The 19,123-nt window shown below is 56.5% G+C and carries 11 protein-coding genes; 7 read left to right on the top strand and 4 right to left on the bottom strand.

Features of this window, described 5'->3' with window-relative positions:
• Positions 1-156: 156 nt before the first annotated feature.
• Entirely contained in the window at positions 157-1,437 is a 1,281-nt protein-coding gene (locus tag MKY96_RS21205; RefSeq protein ID WP_340943027.1) for a glycoside hydrolase family 27 protein, read from the bottom strand.
• Positions 1,438-1,546: 109 nt separating this feature from the next.
• Complete coding sequence (locus MKY96_RS21200; protein ID WP_340943026.1) at positions 1,547-2,428, bottom strand: AraC family transcriptional regulator; 882 nt, start codon at positions 2,426-2,428, stop codon at positions 1,547-1,549.
• A gap of 109 nt (positions 2,429-2,537) precedes the next feature.
• Between MKY96_RS21200 and MKY96_RS21195 the strand changes: the two genes are divergently transcribed.
• Positions 2,538-3,605 carry an SGNH/GDSL hydrolase family protein gene (locus MKY96_RS21195; protein WP_340943023.1) on the top strand — a complete coding sequence of 356 codons (1,068 nt, stop codon included), beginning with the start codon at positions 2,538-2,540 and terminating at the stop codon, positions 3,603-3,605.
• A gap of 7 nt (positions 3,606-3,612) precedes the next feature.
• Here MKY96_RS21195 and MKY96_RS21190 read toward each other — a convergent pair whose 3' ends face one another.
• The gene (locus tag MKY96_RS21190; protein ID WP_340943020.1) at positions 3,613-5,658 is read right to left on the bottom strand and encodes an ATP-dependent DNA helicase; all 2,046 of its coding nucleotides are present in this window, start codon (positions 5,656-5,658) and stop codon (positions 3,613-3,615) included.
• A gap of 206 nt (positions 5,659-5,864) precedes the next feature.
• Here MKY96_RS21190 and MKY96_RS21185 point away from each other — a divergent pair, with 206 nt between their 5' ends.
• From MKY96_RS21185 to MKY96_RS21175, 3 genes are all read left to right on the top strand, one after another.
• Positions 5,865-7,154, top strand: coding sequence for a DUF1963 domain-containing protein (locus MKY96_RS21185; RefSeq protein WP_340943019.1), 1,290 nt, complete (start codon positions 5,865-5,867; stop codon positions 7,152-7,154).
• Between the two features lie 88 nt (positions 7,155-7,242).
• Positions 7,243-8,445: an ATP-binding protein gene (locus MKY96_RS21180; RefSeq protein WP_340943017.1), complete on the top strand. Its 1,203-nt coding sequence runs from the start codon at positions 7,243-7,245 to the stop codon at positions 8,443-8,445.
• Between the two features lie 87 nt (positions 8,446-8,532).
• Positions 8,533-14,241: a HAMP domain-containing protein gene (locus MKY96_RS21175; RefSeq protein ID WP_340943016.1), complete on the top strand. Its 5,709-nt coding sequence runs from the start codon at positions 8,533-8,535 to the stop codon at positions 14,239-14,241.
• A 124-nt stretch (positions 14,242-14,365) separates the two neighbouring features.
• Here MKY96_RS21175 and MKY96_RS21170 read toward each other — a convergent pair whose 3' ends face one another.
• Positions 14,366-15,406, bottom strand: coding sequence for a LacI family DNA-binding transcriptional regulator (locus MKY96_RS21170; RefSeq protein ID WP_340944692.1), 1,041 nt, complete (start codon positions 15,404-15,406; stop codon positions 14,366-14,368).
• Between the two features lie 266 nt (positions 15,407-15,672).
• Here MKY96_RS21170 and MKY96_RS21165 point away from each other — a divergent pair, with 266 nt between their 5' ends.
• The 3 genes from MKY96_RS21165 (at position 15,673) to MKY96_RS21155 (ending at position 19,090) form a co-directional block, all read left to right on the top strand.
• Positions 15,673-17,205 (top strand): DUF5605 domain-containing protein, encoded by a 1,533-nt coding sequence (locus tag MKY96_RS21165; protein WP_340943013.1) that lies wholly within the window; start codon positions 15,673-15,675, stop codon positions 17,203-17,205.
• Between the two features lies 1 nt (position 17,206).
• Positions 17,207-18,244 (top strand): Gfo/Idh/MocA family protein, encoded by a 1,038-nt coding sequence (locus tag MKY96_RS21160; RefSeq protein ID WP_340943010.1) that lies wholly within the window; start codon positions 17,207-17,209, stop codon positions 18,242-18,244.
• A gap of 180 nt (positions 18,245-18,424) precedes the next feature.
• Complete coding sequence (locus MKY96_RS21155) at positions 18,425-19,090, top strand: serine/threonine protein kinase (protein ID WP_340943008.1); 666 nt, start codon at positions 18,425-18,427, stop codon at positions 19,088-19,090.
• Positions 19,091-19,123: the final 33 nt, after the last annotated feature.

Genomic DNA, 19,123 nt, shown 5'->3' with positions numbered 1-19,123 from the left:
GTCTCCCTTCTAAGTGCAGGTTCTGTCTTAGGATGTGTCTGCGATAACCGTTCTATGTAACGATAACCGCTGCGGGGGCTGATGAAACCATGCGGGGAGCAAATAAAAGCCGGGAGTCCTGATCATGCGGGACTCCCGGCTTTCTCCTGGCTTCTACTATAAAAAGCTATACAACCGCACCCCATGCGCAGGCACGGTGGTCTGTAGCACGCCGCCGCTAAGCTCAGCAGGCGTCTGGCTCCACAGCTCCGTACCTGCGGCTGCGCCGCCGAGGCCGATCTCTTCGAGGCTCAGGTCAACCGGCAGCGGACTGTTGCTGGTGTTGAAGACGGCCGCATACCGGGTGCCGTCGTCATGAGCAGCGGTCCAGACGATCAGCTCATCGCGGTACAGGGCTTCCCTGGCGCCATGGCTCTCGCGCTGCATGCGCAGCACCTCGCGGTTGGTGAGCAGCGACAGGGTCCAGTCGTCATTGTCCCGCAGCTCACCGCCGAAGATCAGCGGCGAACGGAAAATACTCCACAGCGACATCATCGTCAGCTGCTCGTCCCGGGTGAAGCGGGTCCAGCGGTCATCCCCGCCGCCGTCAACGGAGCGGACGCCGATGTGGCCGAGCGGCAGCATGTCGCAATCCGGCCAGGAGCCGGCCTGCGGGATGCCCTGCCAGCTGCGGCAGCGGCTGAACATGTCCAGCAGCAGCTCCCAGCGGTCCCAGAAATCATCCGTGATGCGCCACATGTTGGCGTGTCCGGTGAAATGTTGTGCGTATTCTACCGGAGCCGGGCCGGGGGAGAGACTCAGGACCATGGGGCGGCCGCAGTTCTCGATTGCCCGGGAGATCAGTGCAATCTCCTGCTGATGGGTATCGTATAGTCTGGAAGCGGCGATGTCATCCACCTTGACCAGATCGACGCCCCACTGCGCGTACAGTTCAAAGAGCGAGTTATAATACTCCTGCGCTCCCTCCTTGGAAGCATCGACACCGTACATATCTGTATTCCACGGACAGATGGAGTTCGTGTGCGCGATCTCGCGGGCAGTTGCTTCCGTACCGAGAATAGCGGTGCCTGCATGAGCGGCCTGGCGCGGGATACCGCGCATAATATGAATGCCGAATTTCAGTCCCAGGCTGTGGACATAGTCGGCCAGCGGCTTGAAGCCCTGACCGCCTGCTGCGGAAGGAAAGCGGTTCTCGGCAGGCATCAGCCGGGAGTATTCATCCATGACCAGCGGGACAAAGGGGCGGTACAGGGAGGACACGGCACCAGGCTCATACCACTGAATGTCAACGGTAATGTAGCTCCAGCCGAAGTCTTTGAGATGCTCGGCCATATATTCCGCATTGCCGCGGATTTCCGCTTCGGTTACGGCTGCGCCGTAGCAATCCCAGCTGTTCCAGCCCAGCGGGGGGACAGGTGCTGCAAGCTTATGATTCATTGTGTAATCTCCTTATCAGATGGATTATTGCTCCTCATAAGTCCATCATAATCAAGGATAAATCCAATATCTATAGTAATCTTATAAGCCGAATAGCACTATATTGCGCTTAGTCAAAAAAGAGCTGGCGGTAAGTCAGGCTCTCGCCCCCACTGCGGAAATCGCCCGGGGTCAGCCCAGTCAGGCTGCGGAACGCCTTAATAAAGTAGCTTCCGCTGGAGTAGCCGATCTGCTGCGCAATAGCTTCAATGCTTAAGCTCGTCCCCCGGAGCAGCTCCATCGCCTTCTCCGTACGGACCCGGGTCAGATAAGCGCCGGGCGTATGGCCGGTGCTGGCCGAGAAGCGGCGGATGAGATGATACTTGGACAGGGAGACATGCTCCGACAGCTGGTCGATGCTGATCATCTGCGAATAATGCTGCTCGATGTATGCGGCGGCGCGCTTGATATTCTCTGACCAGTTGTCCCTGTCGCGCAGCGTAGCCGCCTGCATTCGGGTCAATTCGGTCATGAATTGATAGACGCTGGACGAGGCGATCAGCGGATCGGAGATTCTGCCCGCTCCGGCATCCATGACAATCATCCGCGCCAGCCGGACAGGGGCACAATCTGCGGGCAGCCGGGGCACCTCGCCCGCTTCGCGCAGGAATCTGCGCCAGTGGGGCAGGATCAGGCTTGGGCGCAGCAGGAGGAACAGGAACTCCCAGGGCTCTGCCGCATCCGGCGGATAGTAATACCGGTGAGGTCCCGGGATTTCCGCCAGCAGAGCCTGTCCGGCCCGGACCCGGTAGGACCGGTTCTCTGACTCGAACACGCCCTCCCCGGAGAGCGTGTACTGGAACAGCAGCAGCGGGCCGTCGCTGCGCTCCATCCCGTCCCAGCGGTATGCGGGATCGGAGACGGAATCATAACCGGCTGCGAACAATACGCACAGCTGCAGCTCCTTATCTTCGGCAAAGCGAAAGCCATAGGTCCCTCTGGGGATGTCCATGGATAGCCTCCTTTTTCTTGACAAGTACTTAATATCTTAACATATCATTGCTAATATAAAGCGCCTTTGCTACTGTTACGAATAGAAACGAGAGAAGGAAGGTTATGGAATGTCCCAGATGCAAACGTACCAACCGGCAGCTAATCAGGTCAGACTCATCGGACGGACCCACTGGATGGGGGAGGTGCTGTGGCTGGCTCTTTCGGGGAGCGGAGTGGAATTCTCATTCTACGGCCGGGCGGCCCGGATCACTCTGCAAGGCGATGATATCGCTGTAACCGGCAACAATCTGGCCCGGATCGGAATCAGCGTTAACGGCCAGCGGGTGATAGACGATCAGGTGGATCAGCCGCGCAAAACGTATACAGTGTTCGAAAGCGACACGGTGCAAGCGGTTACTGTAAGAATTACGAAGCTGTCTGAAGCGGCCATGTCAACGGTTGGCATTGCGGAGATCGCGGTGCAGGCTGAGGAAGGGATTAAGCCGACTCCATCTCCGCAGCATACGATCGAATTCATCGGCGATTCCATTACCTGCGGGTATGGTGTGGATGATGAAGAAGCGCTGCATACCTTTTCTACGGCTACAGAAGATGTAACGAAGGCTTATGCCTACCTGAGCGCAGAGCAGCTTGGTGCGGATTACAGTATGGTGTGTTATAGCGGATACGGCATTATTACCGGCTATACCGAAAATGATCAGAAGCTCACCACGCATCTTCTGCCCGATTACTACGAGAAGGTAGGCAAGTCAGAAGGGAGGTTCGGCGGCAGTCTGCTGCCTCAGGAGATAGCTTGGGATTTCAGCAGATTTACGCCGGAGCTGATCGTCATTAATCTGGGGACCAACGACGATTCGTACACGAAGGATGACCCTGCCAAGCAGGCGGATTATGCAGAGAACTATGTCGCTTTTCTACAAATGGTCAGACGGAATAATCCCGATTCGACCATTCTGTGTACGCTGGGGATCATGGGGGACAGGCTGTATCCTGTTCTGGAGCAGGCGGTTGGCCGCTATGCCCGGGAAACCGGTGACAGCAGAATCTCGGTGATGAAATTCGAGGTGCAGCTAGAGGCGGACGGCCACGCTGTTGATTATCATCCTTCGCAGGTGACGCATCGCAAAGCGGCGGATAGACTGGCGTCAGAGATCCGGAAGCTGATGAAGTGGTGATTGACGGTCACCGGTGAATTCCCTTCTCGCGCACAAACTTCTCCAGCACCCCGAACTCCTCCGTCACCTTGGTGAACGGCAGCGCGGCAAGGACCTGCTCCCGATATGGGTTGCGGGCTCCAGCCGACAGGCGCGAATCCAGAATGCTGAGCACGCCGAGGTCTGTCTCGCTGCGGATCAGGCGCCCGGTACCTTGCCGCAGGCGGAGCAGCATGTCCGGCACATAGACCTCCATGAGCGGATTCGCTGCCTGCTCCGCCTTGTATTCGTAGACAGGATCAGCCGGAACCGGGAACGGCAGCCGGAAGACGATCAGATGCGACAGATCTGCACCCTCGATATTCACGCCTTCCCAGAACACACCGGTACTCAGCAGCACGCCCTTACTCGCCCGGAACTCAGCGATCACCCCGTCTTGGGACGAGCCTTCCCGCTGCATATGAAGCGCCCATTTCAGCTTCTCCCCACTCAGCTTCTTGTGAATGTATTTCATATCCTCTTTGGCCGAAAAAAGCACCAGCGTCCGCCCGTCCGTTACATTGCACAGCCGCAGCAGCTCCTTATACGCCGCTTCCAGATAAGCTTCCCGGTTATGGTGGTTATAGTAAGGAACGTCTTTGGCAATATACATCATCGTGTGGTTGTCATAATCGAACGGTGAAGCCTGACGCTCCATATACTCCCCCCTGTAGCCCAGCGAGCGGGACAGATAAGCGTATTGCTCCTCCAGCGTGTCACCGGACTGGCTGAGGGTTGCGGAGGTCAGGATGACAGAGGTTTTGCCGCTAAACAGACTGTATTTCAGGAATCGGCTGATCCCCTTGGGGCAGATGCTGACGGCAGCTTCTCCCCGGGGCTGGCTGGCCCAGAGCAGATAGTTGTCCTCCGTCCCGGCAAGCACCTGGAAGAGGTCAATCATTCCGTTCACCGCTTCGAAGGTATTGTCAATCTCCCGTTCATGCCGGGAAGTCAGCACCGAGAGACTGAGGCGGAAATCCTGCAGAAGCTGCACGGCCTGCTGCAGCGGGACTCCTGTAATCTCCGATACTTTAATCCGGTCAGTGTCCTGCTTCGCCGTGTGCAGCAGGTCTGCTTCAATCTGTCTGAATACCTCTTTGGCACAGCGACGGACAAACTGGAAGGACTTCATCAGGCTGCGGTCTGCGGATTGCTTAAAGAGCAGCTGCATAGCATCCTCCAGCACCCGGGAGATCTGCCGGAAGGTGAATTCGAGCGTCTGGGCATCTCTAACCTTGGCTTCCAGATTATGCGCTTCATCTATAATGATCAGCGCGGGGCGTTCAGCGATCAGGCCCTTGGTCCCTTCCTTTTTCTTGATCAGGTCACGGATCAGCAGGTCCTGATTCACGATGATGAAGTCCATCTCGCCCGGGGCCGCATTGATCTTGGCCCGCATGTCGTAGAAGGTGCAGGTATGCTTGTAGTGGCAGTGCTCGAACTTGCAATCCGTCACACACACGTTAGACCATAAGGCATCACTGACCCCGCCCTTCAGGTCTGCCCGTTCGTTGATTTCTGCATTCAGGATACGTTCTGCCATTACCGTGAGCGGGGAGCCGGACTCCCCGGACGGGAACAGGTTCGCTACCCGGTACCGGCAGGCATATTGCCCCATGCCCTTGCCGACTACAGAGCGGACCATGGAGAAGCCGAGCCGGCTGCCGATGAACCGCAGATCCTTATGGATCTGTTCGGAGAGCTGGATGGACGAGGTGGCGATAATGACCGGCTGCCGGGAGAGCTGGTTAATCAGCAGGCCGGGAATCAGGTAGGCGAAGGATTTGCCGATGCCGACTCCGGCTTCAATCATGGCATTCCGGCCATGGATATAAGCGTCGGCAACATCCAGCGACATATCCTGCTGGCCGAGCCGTTCGGTGAGACCGAGCCGTTTGAACCGGTCATACATGCGGAAGATCGCATTGACTAGAGCAGGCTCGGCGTCTTTGGCCGGCTCCTTCTTCTGTAATTTGTAGAGATCATTTAACCAGCTGATGACGACCGCCCCTTTTCCTGTCAATTGTCCTGTCAATGTTAGTCTTGTCCTGCATGGATTACGGCAGAGGTTGTTATTATCTTAGATGGCGGGCGAACAGTCAAGGGTTAAGGCTGAATTTGTAATCTAGATTCTGGAAGTTCGTCCCTTGCAGGCGGGAGCGGGGCTACATTCGATCGGAAGGTCCGTATCTATTATAATGAGGGCATACTGCGTACTGATCATGAAGGGAGAGAGAGGATATGAGCGAACGTCTGCCTTGTCAGACCCCCGGCTGCACGGGAAAGATTCTTCCAGCAACCGCACTGAAGACCGGAGGCATCTGTATGCCCTGCTACCAGCAGAAGAAAGCGATGGAAAGACAGGCTTATATTGAACAGAACCGCAAAGAGGTGAACAGGTATGCGGGTATCCATGATCCGGTTGAAATTCTCACCATTATGCACAGCCCCCGGAAGCCTGACCCGCTGATCAAGGAAGTTCCTTACCCCCGGACTGCACAGGAGCTGTATCATGATCTGACAGAGGAAGAGAGAGAACGGATGGAGAGCTATGCCGTTCATTTATTGGAAGAAGAGGATATAGACCAGGCGGAGATGGTTCTGGTGTCCCTCCTCTGCTTCACGGATACACAGCTTGGGCCGGGTCTGGAAATGCTCCTCCGCACAGGGAATTATGCACCCGCGATTCTTTTCAAGGATGCTGACGCGAAGGTCCGGGACCGGTTCATTGCCCAGGTGGAGTCCGATCCGGTTAACCGTAATCTGCTGCTGCTGGCGCTGGCCTGGATTGGCGATGAAGAGGTGGTCAGGCTGTTCGCGGCATGGCGGCAGTCCCCGCCGGAGTGGGCAGCAGCGTTATATCAGGCGCCCGAGACATATGCCCTTGAAGCAGGCTGGGAGCTGGATGCCGGAGGCGGCAAAAGACAGCTGTACCATTCCGAATGTTACCCCTTCCTGGTAAGCAGGGAAGACACCCCGGAAGCCCCCGGCGCTCCGGCGGCCGTTCAAATGCTCCAGACAGGAACGGACGCCTGTCCTTGGTGCGGAGGTGCGCTAACTGTCTTATTCGATTACGATTTACAGCATCCGCAGGTTAGGTTCATGGAGCTGCCCGGCAAGCGTCTGAGGATTGCAGCCTGTATGCACTGCAACTGTTATGGCACTGTATATATGAAGGCCGACCTGGAGGGCGGGTATTCATGGAGTGAATATAATGCTGTTCCCGGATATCTGCCTGACAATACAGGAGGAGCATTGGCGTTCAACACATGGCATGTCATGCAGCTGTCGGAACAGCCGGCAGGCACATATGAGAGTGCATACTGGGTTCTGGAGGCACCGGCCTCGCAGATCGGAGGTCATCCGGCCTGGATTCAGGATGCGGACTATCCGCCCTGTCCCTGCTGCGCACAGACGATGACTTTTGCGGCGCAGGCGGATATGGGCCAGGTGGCGGAGGACGAGGGGATTTATTATGCTTTTCTGTGCCGGAAGTGCCTGATTACAGCGGTGAATTACCAGCAGACCTGAGTTTCGGGATTTGAAATTTTGGGTATATAAGCTATATTTTCGAAATATAAACGCAAGGCATGCCACAAGCTGGAAAGTGAGGGTTCTCATGGATTTTCCGGTCAACATCCTGCTCGTAGACGATCATCCCGAGAATCTGCTTGCCCTTGAGGCCGTTCTCCGCGGAGAGCCTTACCGGTTGTTTCGGGCCTATTCCGGGATTGAAGCTTTACGTTGTCTGCTGGAGGAGGAATTCGCCGTCATTGTGATGGATGTGCAAATGCCGGGCATGGACGGGCTGGAGACGGCGCGCCTTATCCGTACCCGGGAGAAGAATCATGTGGTGCCGATTATTTTCATGTCCGCGAACAGTACTACGATGGAGGATATCTTCGCCGGCTACTCTGTCGGTGCGATGGATTACATGACGAAGCCCTTCGTCCCGCAGCTGTTCAAGTCCAAAATTGAGGGTTACGTCAGCATGTATGAAGCGAATAAGAAGCTGCAGCTCCAGAGCGAGATGCTGAAGCAGCAGGCCCGGCAGCTGGAGAAGACGAATCAGGAGCTGAGGGAAGCCAAGGAAGCCGCAGAAATTGCTTCCAAGGTGAAATCGGAGTTCCTGGCGATGATGAGCCATGAAATCCGCACGCCGCTGAACGGGATCATCGGGATGTCTGATCTGCTGCTCGCCTCGGATCTGCCGGAGGAATATTGTGAGATGGCGGGGATTATCCATACAAGCAGCAATGCCCTTCTGTCGGTGATCAATCCCATTCTTGATTATTCCAAGCTGGAATCCGGGAAGCTGGTGGTGGAAGCGGCGCCGTTCTCCCTGCAAGACTGCCTGAGCGAGACGGTTGCCCTATTCACCGCGAGGACCCGTGAGCGGAAGCTTGATATGGTGGTGGAGATTGATCCTGCTGTGCCGCCTGATCTGGTGGGAGATGTGAACCGCCTCCGCCAGGTACTGAATAATCTCGTAGGCAACGCCGTGAAGTTCACCCATGCAGGCAGTGTATACATAATGGTTAACAAGCAGGAGGGACCGGCGGAGAAGCTTACACTTGAATTCACAATCAGAGACACAGGAATCGGGATTCCCCCGGATAAAATCGGCGAGCTGTTCCAGCCCTTCTCCCAGCTCGACGCCTCTACCACACGCAGGTTCGAAGGCACGGGGCTTGGCTTATCGATCAGCAAAGCTCTGGTGGAGTTGATGGGCGGAAGTATCCGGGTGGAGCCGTCGGATGAACCCGGGGCTACGTTTGTTTTTACAATTGTCGTTCAGGAGTATCATGGACCGGTGGCGTAGAAGATGTCATCGCCAGACCGGTCAGGCTGGAGGCTATACAACAGGTCATGCAAAAATACGTGCTGAATAAGGGGCAGGGTTGATACTATGAGCGATGACAACCAAATTAAAGAAAACCAGGGCGATGGAATAGACGCCGGTGAACTGCTGAGCGCCTTGATGGCGATGAAGAAGGGCAATTTCTCCCACCGGATGCCGTATGACCGGACGGGAATCGCCGGTAAGGTAGCGGATACGTTCAACGAGATTATGGATATTCAGGAGAGCCTGGTGAACGAGGTTCAGACGGTGGCCAGAGTGGTCGGCAAGGAAGGGAATCTGTCCAGACGGTTCGTGCAAAAGAATCTGGGCGGGTCCTGGGAGACGGTGACCGATTCCTTGAACGGACTGGTGATTGACCTGATTCAGCCGACCAGCGAGATGGTCCGGGTCATTAACGCCGTAGCCAAGGGCGATCTGTCCCAGCAGGTGGAGCTCGCGATTGAAGGACGGCCGCTTACCGGCGAGTTCCAGCGAACGGCAAGCAATATCAATATGATGGTGAATCAGCTCAGCACGTTCGCCTCCGAAGTTACACGCGTGGCGCGTGAGGTGGGTACCGAAGGTATTTTGGGCGGACAGGCTGATGTGAAGGGGGTCTCCGGGACCTGGAAGGACCTGACGGATAGCGTCAATTATATGGCGACGAATCTTACGGATCAGGTGCGCAATATCGCGGCGGTGACCACGGCCGTAGCGAACGGCGATCTGTCGAAGCAGATTACAGTCAATGCACGGGGCGAAATCATGGAGCTGAAGAATACGATCAACACGATGGTGGACCAGCTCTCCATGTTCGCCTCTGAGGTGACCCGGGTGGCGCGTGAGGTCGGGACCGAAGGCAAGCTCGGCGGACAGGCCGATGTGAAGGATGTCTCCGGCACCTGGCGGGATTTGACCGAGAGCGTCAACTACATGGCGTCCAACCTGACGAACCAGGTGCGGAACATCGCGGTGGTGACCACGGCGGTGGCCAACGGCGATCTGTCGAAGAAGATTACCGCCGATGTGCAGGGTGAAATTCTGGAGCTGAAGAACACGATCAATATCATGGTGGATCAGTTATCGACCTTTGCTTCCGAGGTGACCCGGATGGCGCGCGAGGTCGGTACGGAAGGCATTCTTGGCGGGCAGGCCGACGTTAAGGGCGTGTCCGGCACCTGGCGGGATTTGACCGAAAGCGTCAACTATATGGCATCCAACTTAACGAATCAGGTGCGCAATATCGCGGAAGTGACCACGGCGGTAGCCAAGGGCGACTTGTCGAAGACGATTACCGTCGATGCGAAGGGCGAGATTCTGGAGCTGAAAAGCACGATTAACATCATGGTGGACCAGCTCAGCAACTTCGCCTCCGAGGTCACGCGTGTGGCGCGCGAGGTATCTACGGAAGGGATTCTCGGCGGACAGGCCGATGTGAAGGGCGTCTCCGGGACCTGGAAGGATCTGACCGACAGCGTGAACTTCATGGCGGGCACGCTGACGGATCAGGTGCGCAATATCGCCGAAGTAACGACAGCCGTGGCGAAGGGGGATCTGTCGAAGCAGATTACGGTGAATGCGACCGGCGAGATTCTGGAGTTGAAGAACACCATTAACACCATGGTGGAGCAGCTGTCGATCTTCGCCTCCGAGGTAACGCGCGTGGCGCGTGAGGTTGGCACTGAAGGGATGCTGGGCGGACAGGCGCAGGTGAAGGGCGTAGCCGGGACCTGGCGCGATTTGACCGAGAGCGTGAACTATATGGCGTCCAACCTGACGAATCAGGTGCGCAACATCGCGGTGGTAACGACAGCGGTGGCGAACGGGGATCTGTCCAAGAAAATCACTGCGGATGTGCAAGGCGAAATTCTGGAGCTGAAGAACACGATCAATACGATGGTCGACCAGCTCTCCATGTTCTCCTCCGAGGTAACGCGTGTAGCGCGCGAGGTCGGTACAGACGGCAAGCTCGGCGGCCAGGCGCAGGTAAAGGGAGTCGGCGGCACCTGGAAGGACTTGACCGAAGGCGTAAATAACATGGCCCGCAATCTGACGGACCAGGTGCGTAATATTGCAGATGTGACCACGGCGGTAGCCAAGGGCGACCTGTCCAAGAAGATCACCGTAGACGTCAAGGGCGAGATTCTGGAGCTGAAAAATACGATCAACACGATGGTGGACCAGCTCTCCATCTTCGCCTCCGAGGTGACGCGTGTAGCGCGCGAGGTGGGCACGGACGGCAAGCTTGGCGCACAGGCCGAGGTGAAGGATGTCTCCGGCACCTGGAAGGATCTGACCGATACGGTGAACTTCATGGCGAGCAACCTGACGATTCAGATGCGCAACATTGCCGGTGTAACGACGGCGGTCGCGAACGGGGATCTGTCCAAGAAGATTACGGTGGATGTCAAAGGCGAATTGCTGGAGCTGAAGAACACGATCAATACGATGGTGGATCAGCTGAATTCGTTCGCCTCCGAGGTGACGCGTGTAGCGAGCGAGGTCGGCACGGACGGGAAGCTGGGCGGACAGGCCCAGGTGCGCGGTGTCGGGGGCATCTGGAAGGATCTGACTGACAACGTGAATATCATGGCCACCAATCTGACCGATCAGGTGCGGGGAATCGCCAAGGTCGTGACGGCAGTGGCGAACGGTAACCTGAAGCAGAAGCTGACGGTTGAGGCTAAGGGCGAGATTGCCGAGCTGACGGATACGATTAATAACATGATCGAGACACTGGCCACCTTCGCTGATCAGGTGACTACCGTGGCCCGCGAGGTTGGAGCTGAAGGGAAGCTGGGCGGGCAGGCCAGCGTGCCGGGGGCTGCGGGCACCTGGCGTGATCTGACCGACAACGTCAATTACATGGCGAGTACGCTGACCACACAGGTGCGGGCCATCACCAATGTGGCTACAGCAGTGACTAACGGCGATCTGTCACGGGCGATTGATGTGTCCGCCTCCGGGGAGGTTGCCACGCTCAAGGATAACATCAACGAGATGATCCGTAATCTGAAGGAGACGACCCGCATCAACACCGAGCAGGACTGGTTGAAGACCAATCTGGCCAAGTTCTCGCGGATGCTCCAGGGGCAGCGTGATCTGTATGCAGTCAGCAGGATGATCCTGTCCGAGCTGGCTCCGCTGGTATCGATGCAGCATGGCGTCTTCTACATTAATGAACCCTCCGGCGGGGAAGCGGTGTTGAAGCTGTTCGCCAGCTATGCGTATCAGAACCGCAAGCATCTGGCGAACGAATTCCGGGCGGGGCAGGGGCTGGTCGGCCAGTGCCTGATTGAGAAGCAGCGGATTCTATTAACCAACGTTCCGGGCGACTATGTGATGATCTCGTCCGCACTGGGAGAAGCGACGCCGCTTAATATCATTCTGCTGCCGATCATCTTCGAGGATCAGGTGTTGGCGATTCTGGAACTGGCGACCTTCCGTCCCTACAGCGATATCGATATCGCCTTCCTGGATCAGCTTACGGAATCCATCGGCAGTGTGATCAACACGATGCAGGCGAACCAGCGTACAGAGGAGCTGCTGATTCAATCCCAGTCGCTCACCGAGGAGCTGCAGAAGCAGCAGTTGGAGCTGCGGAGCACGAATGACGAGCTGGAGGATAAGGCGAAGCTGCTCGTACTCCAGAAGGCAGAGGTGGAGAGCAAGAACCATGAGGTGGAGGTGGCCAAGCGTTACCTGGAGGAGAAGGCGGAGCAGCTTGCCCTGACCTCCAAGTACAAATCCGAATTCCTGGCCAACATGTCCCATGAGCTGCGCACGCCGCTGAATTCCTTGCTGCTCCTGGCAGAACAGCTGGCCGAGAATCCGGATGAGAATCTGCATGAGCTGCAGGTGAAGTTCGCCAAGACGATTCAGGATTCCGGGCTGGAGCTGCTGAACCTGATTAATGATATCCTCGATCTGTCCAAAATCGAATCCGGCACGATCACGCCGGATTTCAGCGAAGTCTCGCTGGCGGAGCTCACGGACGGGCTGGACCGTTCTTTCCGCCATATGGTGGATGCCAAGAAGCTCGACTACCGGATCAAGATTGATCCCGGTGTACCGGCCAGCATCGCTACGGATTCCAAGCGTCTGCTGCAAATCCTGAAGAACCTGCTGTCGAACGCCTTCAAGTTCACCGAGCAGGGACAGATTATGCTGCAGATCCGCAAAGCGGCCGACGGGTGGCACCCGGATAAGGAGTCGCTTGAGCGGGCGGCAACGGTCATCTGCTTCTCGGTAAGTGATACGGGAATCGGCATTCCGGCGGAGAAGCAGCAGATTATCTTCGAAGCGTTCCAGCAGGCGGACGGCAGTACAAACCGGGAATATGGCGGAACAGGTCTCGGGCTTGCCATCTCCCGCGAGATCGCCGAGATGCTCGGCGGCGAGATTAGCCTGTACAGCGAAGTGGGCAAGGGAAGCGTATTTAACCTGTACCTGCCGACAGATGCGGAATTCACTGAACCGGAGCCTCCGAAGGCTCATGTTCCGGAGGTCATTGACATTACCCCGGCCAAACGCAGAAGCAGCCTTGTCAAGCCGGAAGAGGAGCCCTTCGCGGATGACCGCGATGGGATTGAACCGGGAGACCGGGTGTTCCTGATCGTTGAGGATGACCAGAAGTTCAACGAGATCATTCTGGGGATGCTCCACAAAAAAGGAATTAAAGCGGTTATCGCCACCAGCGGCTGGGATGTCCTGGAGCTGGTTCAGAAATACCAGCCGTCGGCCATCACGCTGGATCTGCATCTTGGCGGAGATACGGACGGCTGGCTGGTGCTTCAGCAGCTCAAGAACGATATCGGGGTAAGGCATATTCCGGTCTGCGTAATGACCGTGGATGAAGACGAGGTGCAGCTGCTGCAGAAGGGGGCTTACGACTATTTCCGCAAGCCCGTGACCAATGAGGAGCTGGAGAATGCGCTGGACCGGCTGAACCGGTTCGCGGATCACACCACGGCTAATCTGCTGGTCGCCGTCCAGGATGAACAGGAGCGCAAGCATATAGCCGAGCTGCTGGACAATCCGGATCTTACACTCACTCTTGTAGAGACCGGGCGCAAAGCCTTGAACCAGCTGAACAGCAAGACGTTCGATGCGATCGTGCTGGACAGCAGCCTGGCAGACATGAATCTGATCCGCTTCCTCCGGGAGATGTACAAGAACGCCAGGAACAAGAGAATTCCCGTGCTGGTGCAGATGAACCGGAAGCTGACGCCGGAGGAAGAAACCGAGTGGGATGAGCTGGCCAAGATGGCGGTGCTCAAAGAGGTGAAATCGGAAGCCCAGCTGATTGATGAATCGACCCTCGCCCTGCACCGCAAGGCAGAGAATCTGCCGCCGCTCTCCAGAGACAAGCTGGTGAAGCTGTATCAATCGGATGAGATGATCGAGTATAAAAAGGTGCTTGTCGTGGATGATGATATCCGCAACATCTTTGCGCTTACCTCTATTCTGGAGCGTCATCAGATGAAGGTGATCCCTGCGGAGAATGGCCAGGATGCGATCACGCTGCTGGAGCAGACGCCGGATATCGGAATTGTCCTGATGGACATCATGATGCCGGGAATGGACGGCTACGAGACGACCCGGGCGATCCGGGAGAAGCCGGAATGGAGGGACCTCCCGATTCTTGCGCTTACCGCCAAGGCAATGAAGGGGGACCGGGAGCTGTGCCTGGAAGCAGGCTGCTCGGATTATATTACCAAGCCGGTGAACAGCGGACAGCTGTTATCGATGATGCGTACCTGGCTGGACAAATAGGACAGAACGTATAGGACAGGACCCTAGAATAGAGCCATGGAACAGGAACAGGAGCCAACCCCTTAGCCGCGATCAGGCGGTTAGGGCGGGCTCCTGTTTTTTGCGTATAAACGGTGAGTTCTGCTTACTGATCCGCAGAGGGTTCGAGCCGCCGGCAGGAAGCTCTCTCAATCAAGAGGGTGTCGACTTTGACCTTGGTGCTGACTGCGGACTGCCGGTGAAGAGAAGCGGTGAACAGCTCCACGGCCCATGCGGCCATCTGTTCTTTCTCCACATGAACGGTGGTCAGCTCCGGGGCTACAATCTGCGATTCATTGATATTATCGAAGCCGATGACGGATACATCCTCCGGGATGGAGAAGCCCAGCTCGCTGAGCGCCTTGATCGCGCTGATGGCGATGTAGTCACATTCGCAGAAGAAGGCAGTGGGAAAAGGCTGTCCGCTGTCCTTCAGCCGCTGCAGCTTGTCCCGTAACGGTCCCTGGGAGGAAAATAAAGTCGGCGGCACCGCCAGCAGGCTGCTCCGGGGGATCTCCACCTGCGCCTCCGCCATGGCGTCCATGAACCCGCGCTGCCGTTCCCCGAAGTTATGAATCCGCTCCTCGGATGCGATATAACCGATGCTCCGGTGCCCGTGGCCGGTCAGATAGGTGCCTGCCTGATAAGCCCCCATATAATTATTGATCTCGACAAAATGGACAGGCAGCGCATCGAAGCAGGTGTCCAGCACGATCAAGCCGGGCAGCTTGTCCGCGATATCGGCTATTCTGGCCGCATCCAGGCTGGTGCCGAGCAGAATCACGCCGCTGGCGGGCTCCTCCATCACGGATTGAATGCCCTGCTCATAGTGCTTTTCTTCAATCGCGGAGAACATCAGACTGTAGCCCCCCATCCGGCAGCGCTCCTCGATATGATGAATCAGCTCCCGGAAGAAGGGCTGCTGATAGTACTCCTGATGAACCAGTCCGGCATTGGTGAACACCAGGAACCGCAGGGTGGTGGGGTTCGCTTCAGCGGCCGCTGCTCTTCCCCTGCCGGTATATCCGTAGGTCTCCGCCAGGCGCAGGATTCGCCCGCGTGTCTCCGGTCCGACCCCCGGCTTCCCGTTCAGCGCCAGCGAGACGGCCCCTTTGGAGACCCCGGCCAGCCGGGCAAGCTCCTCCATATTCAATGACAAGACCTCCATTCAGCATCGTAGCTTAAGTATGTTTAGTGTAAGGGAAGGTAGTGAATTTAGCAATGAAGCAGGGATTGAGTGTATTTGTTTAGTTTTGTTTAGCAATTAATAATAACATTGACGATAATTATAAGGTGATGTAGGATGGTTTTATTATGATCGTATAGTTATTTGATCTTATTTTGTTTAGTTATTGTTTAGTTTATTGTTACTTATTGTATATCTGAGGATTCATACAGAAGGGAGCAGGACTTATGGCTAATCCGAAGGAAGCAGGGCGGGCTGAAGCATTTCAGGGGAGGGTCTCCGTATCGGTGCCTGACCAGAATTCACAGTGGGGCGTATGTGAAATTGTATTGCACGGAGGCCCTGCCGGGGGCAATCCGTTTACGGAGGTAGCGCTGCAGGCGGAATTTTCGATGGGAGATCGTTCGGTTCTGGCTCTGGGCTTCTATGACGGGGAAGGGGTATACCGCATCCGCTTCATGCCGGAGCAGCAGGGGAAGTGGACGTTCCGGACCAGCAGCAATGAGCCTGCGCTGCATGAGCTTGAAGGGGAACTGGAATGCACGGCTGCGGCAGGCGGGAATCATGGTCCGGTCCGGGTGCGGAATACCTTTCATTTTGCCTATGCGGACGGAACGCCCTATCTTCCTGTCGGCACGACCTGCTACGCCTGGACCCATCAGGGGGACGAGATGGGGCGCCAGACGCTGGATACGCTGAAAGCGTCTTCTTTTAACAAAATAAGAATGTGCGTGTTCCCGAAATCCTACTCCTATAACGAGAACGAACCGGAGTACTATCCCTATGAAGGCTCGGCCCAAGCAGGCTGGGATTACAGCCGGTTCAACCCGGCGTTCTTCCGGCATCTGGAGGAGCGGATTGCAGACCTTGGGGAGCTGGGCATCGAGGCTGACCTGATTCTGTTCCACCCGTATGACCGTTGGGGCTTCGCGGATATGGGCAAGGAGGCGGATGACCGCTATCTCCGGTACCTTGTAGCCAGGCTCTCGGCTTACCGCCATATCTGGTGGTCACTGGCCAATGAATATGATTTTATGAGAAACAAGATGCCGGCTGATTGGGAGCGGTATGCCCACATTGTAACGTCGTATGATCCTTACGGGCACCTGATCTCTAATCATAATGGCATTGCCTTCTATGATTTCAACCAGCCCTGGGTTACGCATTGCAGCATTCAGCGTGTAGATGCTTACAAGACCTCGGAGAATACGGACGAATGGAGACGGCGCTGGAGTAAGCCTGTCGTGATCGATGAATGTGCCTACGAGGGCAATGTCGAGCATGGCTGGGGAAATATTACCGGGGAAGAGATGGTCCGCCGTTTCTGGGAAGGCGCGGTCCGTGGAGGATATGTCGGACATGGGGAAACCTATCTGCACCCGGAAGATAAGCTCTGGTGGGCCAAGGGCGGCCGGCTGTATGGCACGAGCCCTGAGCGGATTGCTTTTCTGCGGCGTGTGCTGGAGGAGGGGCCTTCAGAGGGTCTGAACCCGCTGCCTTCAGAGTGGGATCTGCCCAGAGCCGGGGTGGAGGATGAATATGTTCTCTATTATTTCGGATTCAACCGGCCGCTGTTCCGCCAGTTCACGATGAACCCGGAGATCCGCTATAAGGTGGAGCTGCTGGATACCTGGAACATGACGGTGGAGGAGCTTGCGGGCAGCTATCAGGGAACCTTCAGGGTCGAGCTGCCGGGACGGACCTATATGGCGGTGAGAATGACGCGCCTGCGCGATGAGTATGACCTGGAGGCGAAATAAGATGTGGAAGGTTGGTGTTGTGGGCGCCGGGTATTGGTCGGATAAGCATTTGCAGGCATGGCAGCGTATCCCCGGCGTTCAGCTTCAAGGCCTGTGTGACCTGGATTCGGTTAAGCTGCACAGTAAGGGGGAGGCATACGGGATTCCCGGGGACATGCTGTACTCTAAGCTGGAAGACATGCTGTCTTCTGCGGAGCTGGATATAGTAGATATTATTACTGCGCCGGATACTCACCCTGAGCTGGTCGGACTGGCCGCACGGGCCGGGAAGCACATCCTGTGCCAAAAGCCTTTTGCCCGTTCTATGGAGGAAGCCAGTGAGATGGTGGAAACAGCCCGTGCTGCGGGCGTCCGGCTGATGGTTACAGAGAACTGGCGCTGGCTGCAGCCGATTCAGGCCATCCGCAAGCTGCTGGATCAGGGAGCTGCAGGACGGCTCCAGATGATCCGCTATATCCACACGGATTATTATTCACCGCGGTTTGCCCCGGAGAATGAGCTTCCGCAGCCGTTCTTCCGGGAGATGCCGAAGCTGCTGTTCTATGAGATGGGGGTTCACTGGTATGATACATGGCGCTTTCTGTTCGGGGAGCCGAAACGGCTGTACGCCGAGACCCGGAAGGTCAGTCCGTATATTGCCGGAGAGGACGCCGGGCTGATCACCCTTGGCTATGAGGATTATATGGGCCTGATGGATATGAGCTGGGCCACCCGGCAGAATCTGCCCGGCCCGCTAACCCTGCCGGTGCTGCCGGACCATAAGGAGCAGTTGATTATCGAAGGCGATCAGGCAACGATCAAGCTGTACAGCAGCGGCAGGCTCAGCCTGATTGATAATAACGGGCTGGAGACGGCGATTTCGGAGGATAACGGCCTTGATTTTGAAGAGAGTCATTACCGGCTGCAGTCGCATTTCATTGAATGCCTGGACACTGGAAGGGAATTCCAGACGAGCGGCGAAGATAATCTGAAGACGCTTGAGCTTGTATTCGGGACCTACCGAAGTGCGGAGGAGCATGAGGTCATTCATTTAGCTTAACTCCAAGGTGGCGGCGTGGGATGATGGGCGAGTGTACCTATACGTTCAAATATACGAAGAGCCGGAGAGCCGTTGTCCGGTTCTTCGCCATGCTTACCGGCAAGATTGGCTGATCGCCGGGGAATAGCGTACACTGGGTGGATAGAGTCATTACTGAACTTAAGCTGCGGGGTGAGAAGGATGGACAAGCTGCTGGAGCAGATCACGGGCGAGCTGCTGGGACAGGTTAGTATTGAGAGCGTGAATCCGCTGGAGCCGGTGAAGGTCAGCGGTGTACCAAAGCCCTGGAGTGTGCTCGGAACCGGAAATTATGCGGCTGTCTTCTGCCGGCAGGGAGCTGAGGAATTCGCAGTGAAGATCTACGCGCCGGGCAGGCCGGGCATTGAGGAAGAAGCAGAGGTATACCGCCGCCTAGGGCACCATCCGGCCTTCTCGGAGTGCTTTTATGCCGGAGCGGATTTCCTGGTTCTCAAAAGGCTGGGCGGAGTCACCTTCTACGATTCCATGCAACGCGGCATTCTCATTACCGGACAGGCTATTGAAGACATTGACAACGCGCTTCAATATGCGAGGTCCCGCGGGCTGCGTCCGCATGATATCCATGCCAAGAATGTGATGCTCCGGGACGGACGGGGACTGATTGTAGATGTCTCTGATTTCCTGAAGGATGACGACTGCAGCATGTGGGAGGATTACAAGCGGCTGTATTACCGGTTGTACCAGCCGGTGGCTTCCCGCCGGGTATTTCCGGTTCCCCGTCTGATTCTGGAGACGGTCCGCAGAGGGTACCGGTTATGGCGTCGGCGGAAGCAGAGGCGGAGCGGCTTCAATCATTTGAAAAGGTAACTATATAACATCTGCACGGAACTAAGCGCGGCC

This window comes from Paenibacillus sp. FSL R7-0302 (assembly GCF_038006885.1).
Taxonomy (GTDB): domain Bacteria; phylum Bacillota; class Bacilli; order Paenibacillales; family Paenibacillaceae; genus Paenibacillus_AQ.
Note: the sequence above shows the minus strand (reverse complement) of the source record. Positions and strands in the feature narration are given on the sequence as shown.

Excerpts from the sequence above, each read along its gene's own strand:
- MKY96_RS21205 (WP_340943027.1), bottom strand. The coding sequence starts at position 1,437 with ATGAATCATAAGCTTGCAGCACCTGTCCCCCCGCTGGGCTGGAACAGC.
- MKY96_RS21200 (WP_340943026.1), bottom strand. The coding sequence starts at position 2,428 with ATGGACATCCCCAGAGGGACCTATGGCTTTCGCTTTGCCGAAGATAAG.
- MKY96_RS21195 (WP_340943023.1), top strand. The coding sequence starts at position 2,538 with ATGTCCCAGATGCAAACGTACCAACCGGCAGCTAATCAGGTCAGACTC.
- MKY96_RS21185 (WP_340943019.1), top strand. The coding sequence starts at position 5,865 with ATGAGCGAACGTCTGCCTTGTCAGACCCCCGGCTGCACGGGAAAGATT.
- MKY96_RS21180 (WP_340943017.1), top strand. The coding sequence starts at position 7,243 with ATGGATTTTCCGGTCAACATCCTGCTCGTAGACGATCATCCCGAGAAT.
- MKY96_RS21175 (WP_340943016.1), top strand. The coding sequence starts at position 8,533 with ATGAGCGATGACAACCAAATTAAAGAAAACCAGGGCGATGGAATAGAC.
- MKY96_RS21170 (WP_340944692.1), bottom strand. The coding sequence starts at position 15,406 with ATGGAGGAGCTTGCCCGGCTGGCCGGGGTCTCCAAAGGGGCCGTCTCG.
- MKY96_RS21165 (WP_340943013.1), top strand. The coding sequence starts at position 15,673 with ATGGCTAATCCGAAGGAAGCAGGGCGGGCTGAAGCATTTCAGGGGAGG.
- MKY96_RS21160 (WP_340943010.1), top strand. The coding sequence starts at position 17,207 with ATGTGGAAGGTTGGTGTTGTGGGCGCCGGGTATTGGTCGGATAAGCAT.
- MKY96_RS21155 (WP_340943008.1), top strand. The coding sequence starts at position 18,425 with ATGGACAAGCTGCTGGAGCAGATCACGGGCGAGCTGCTGGGACAGGTT.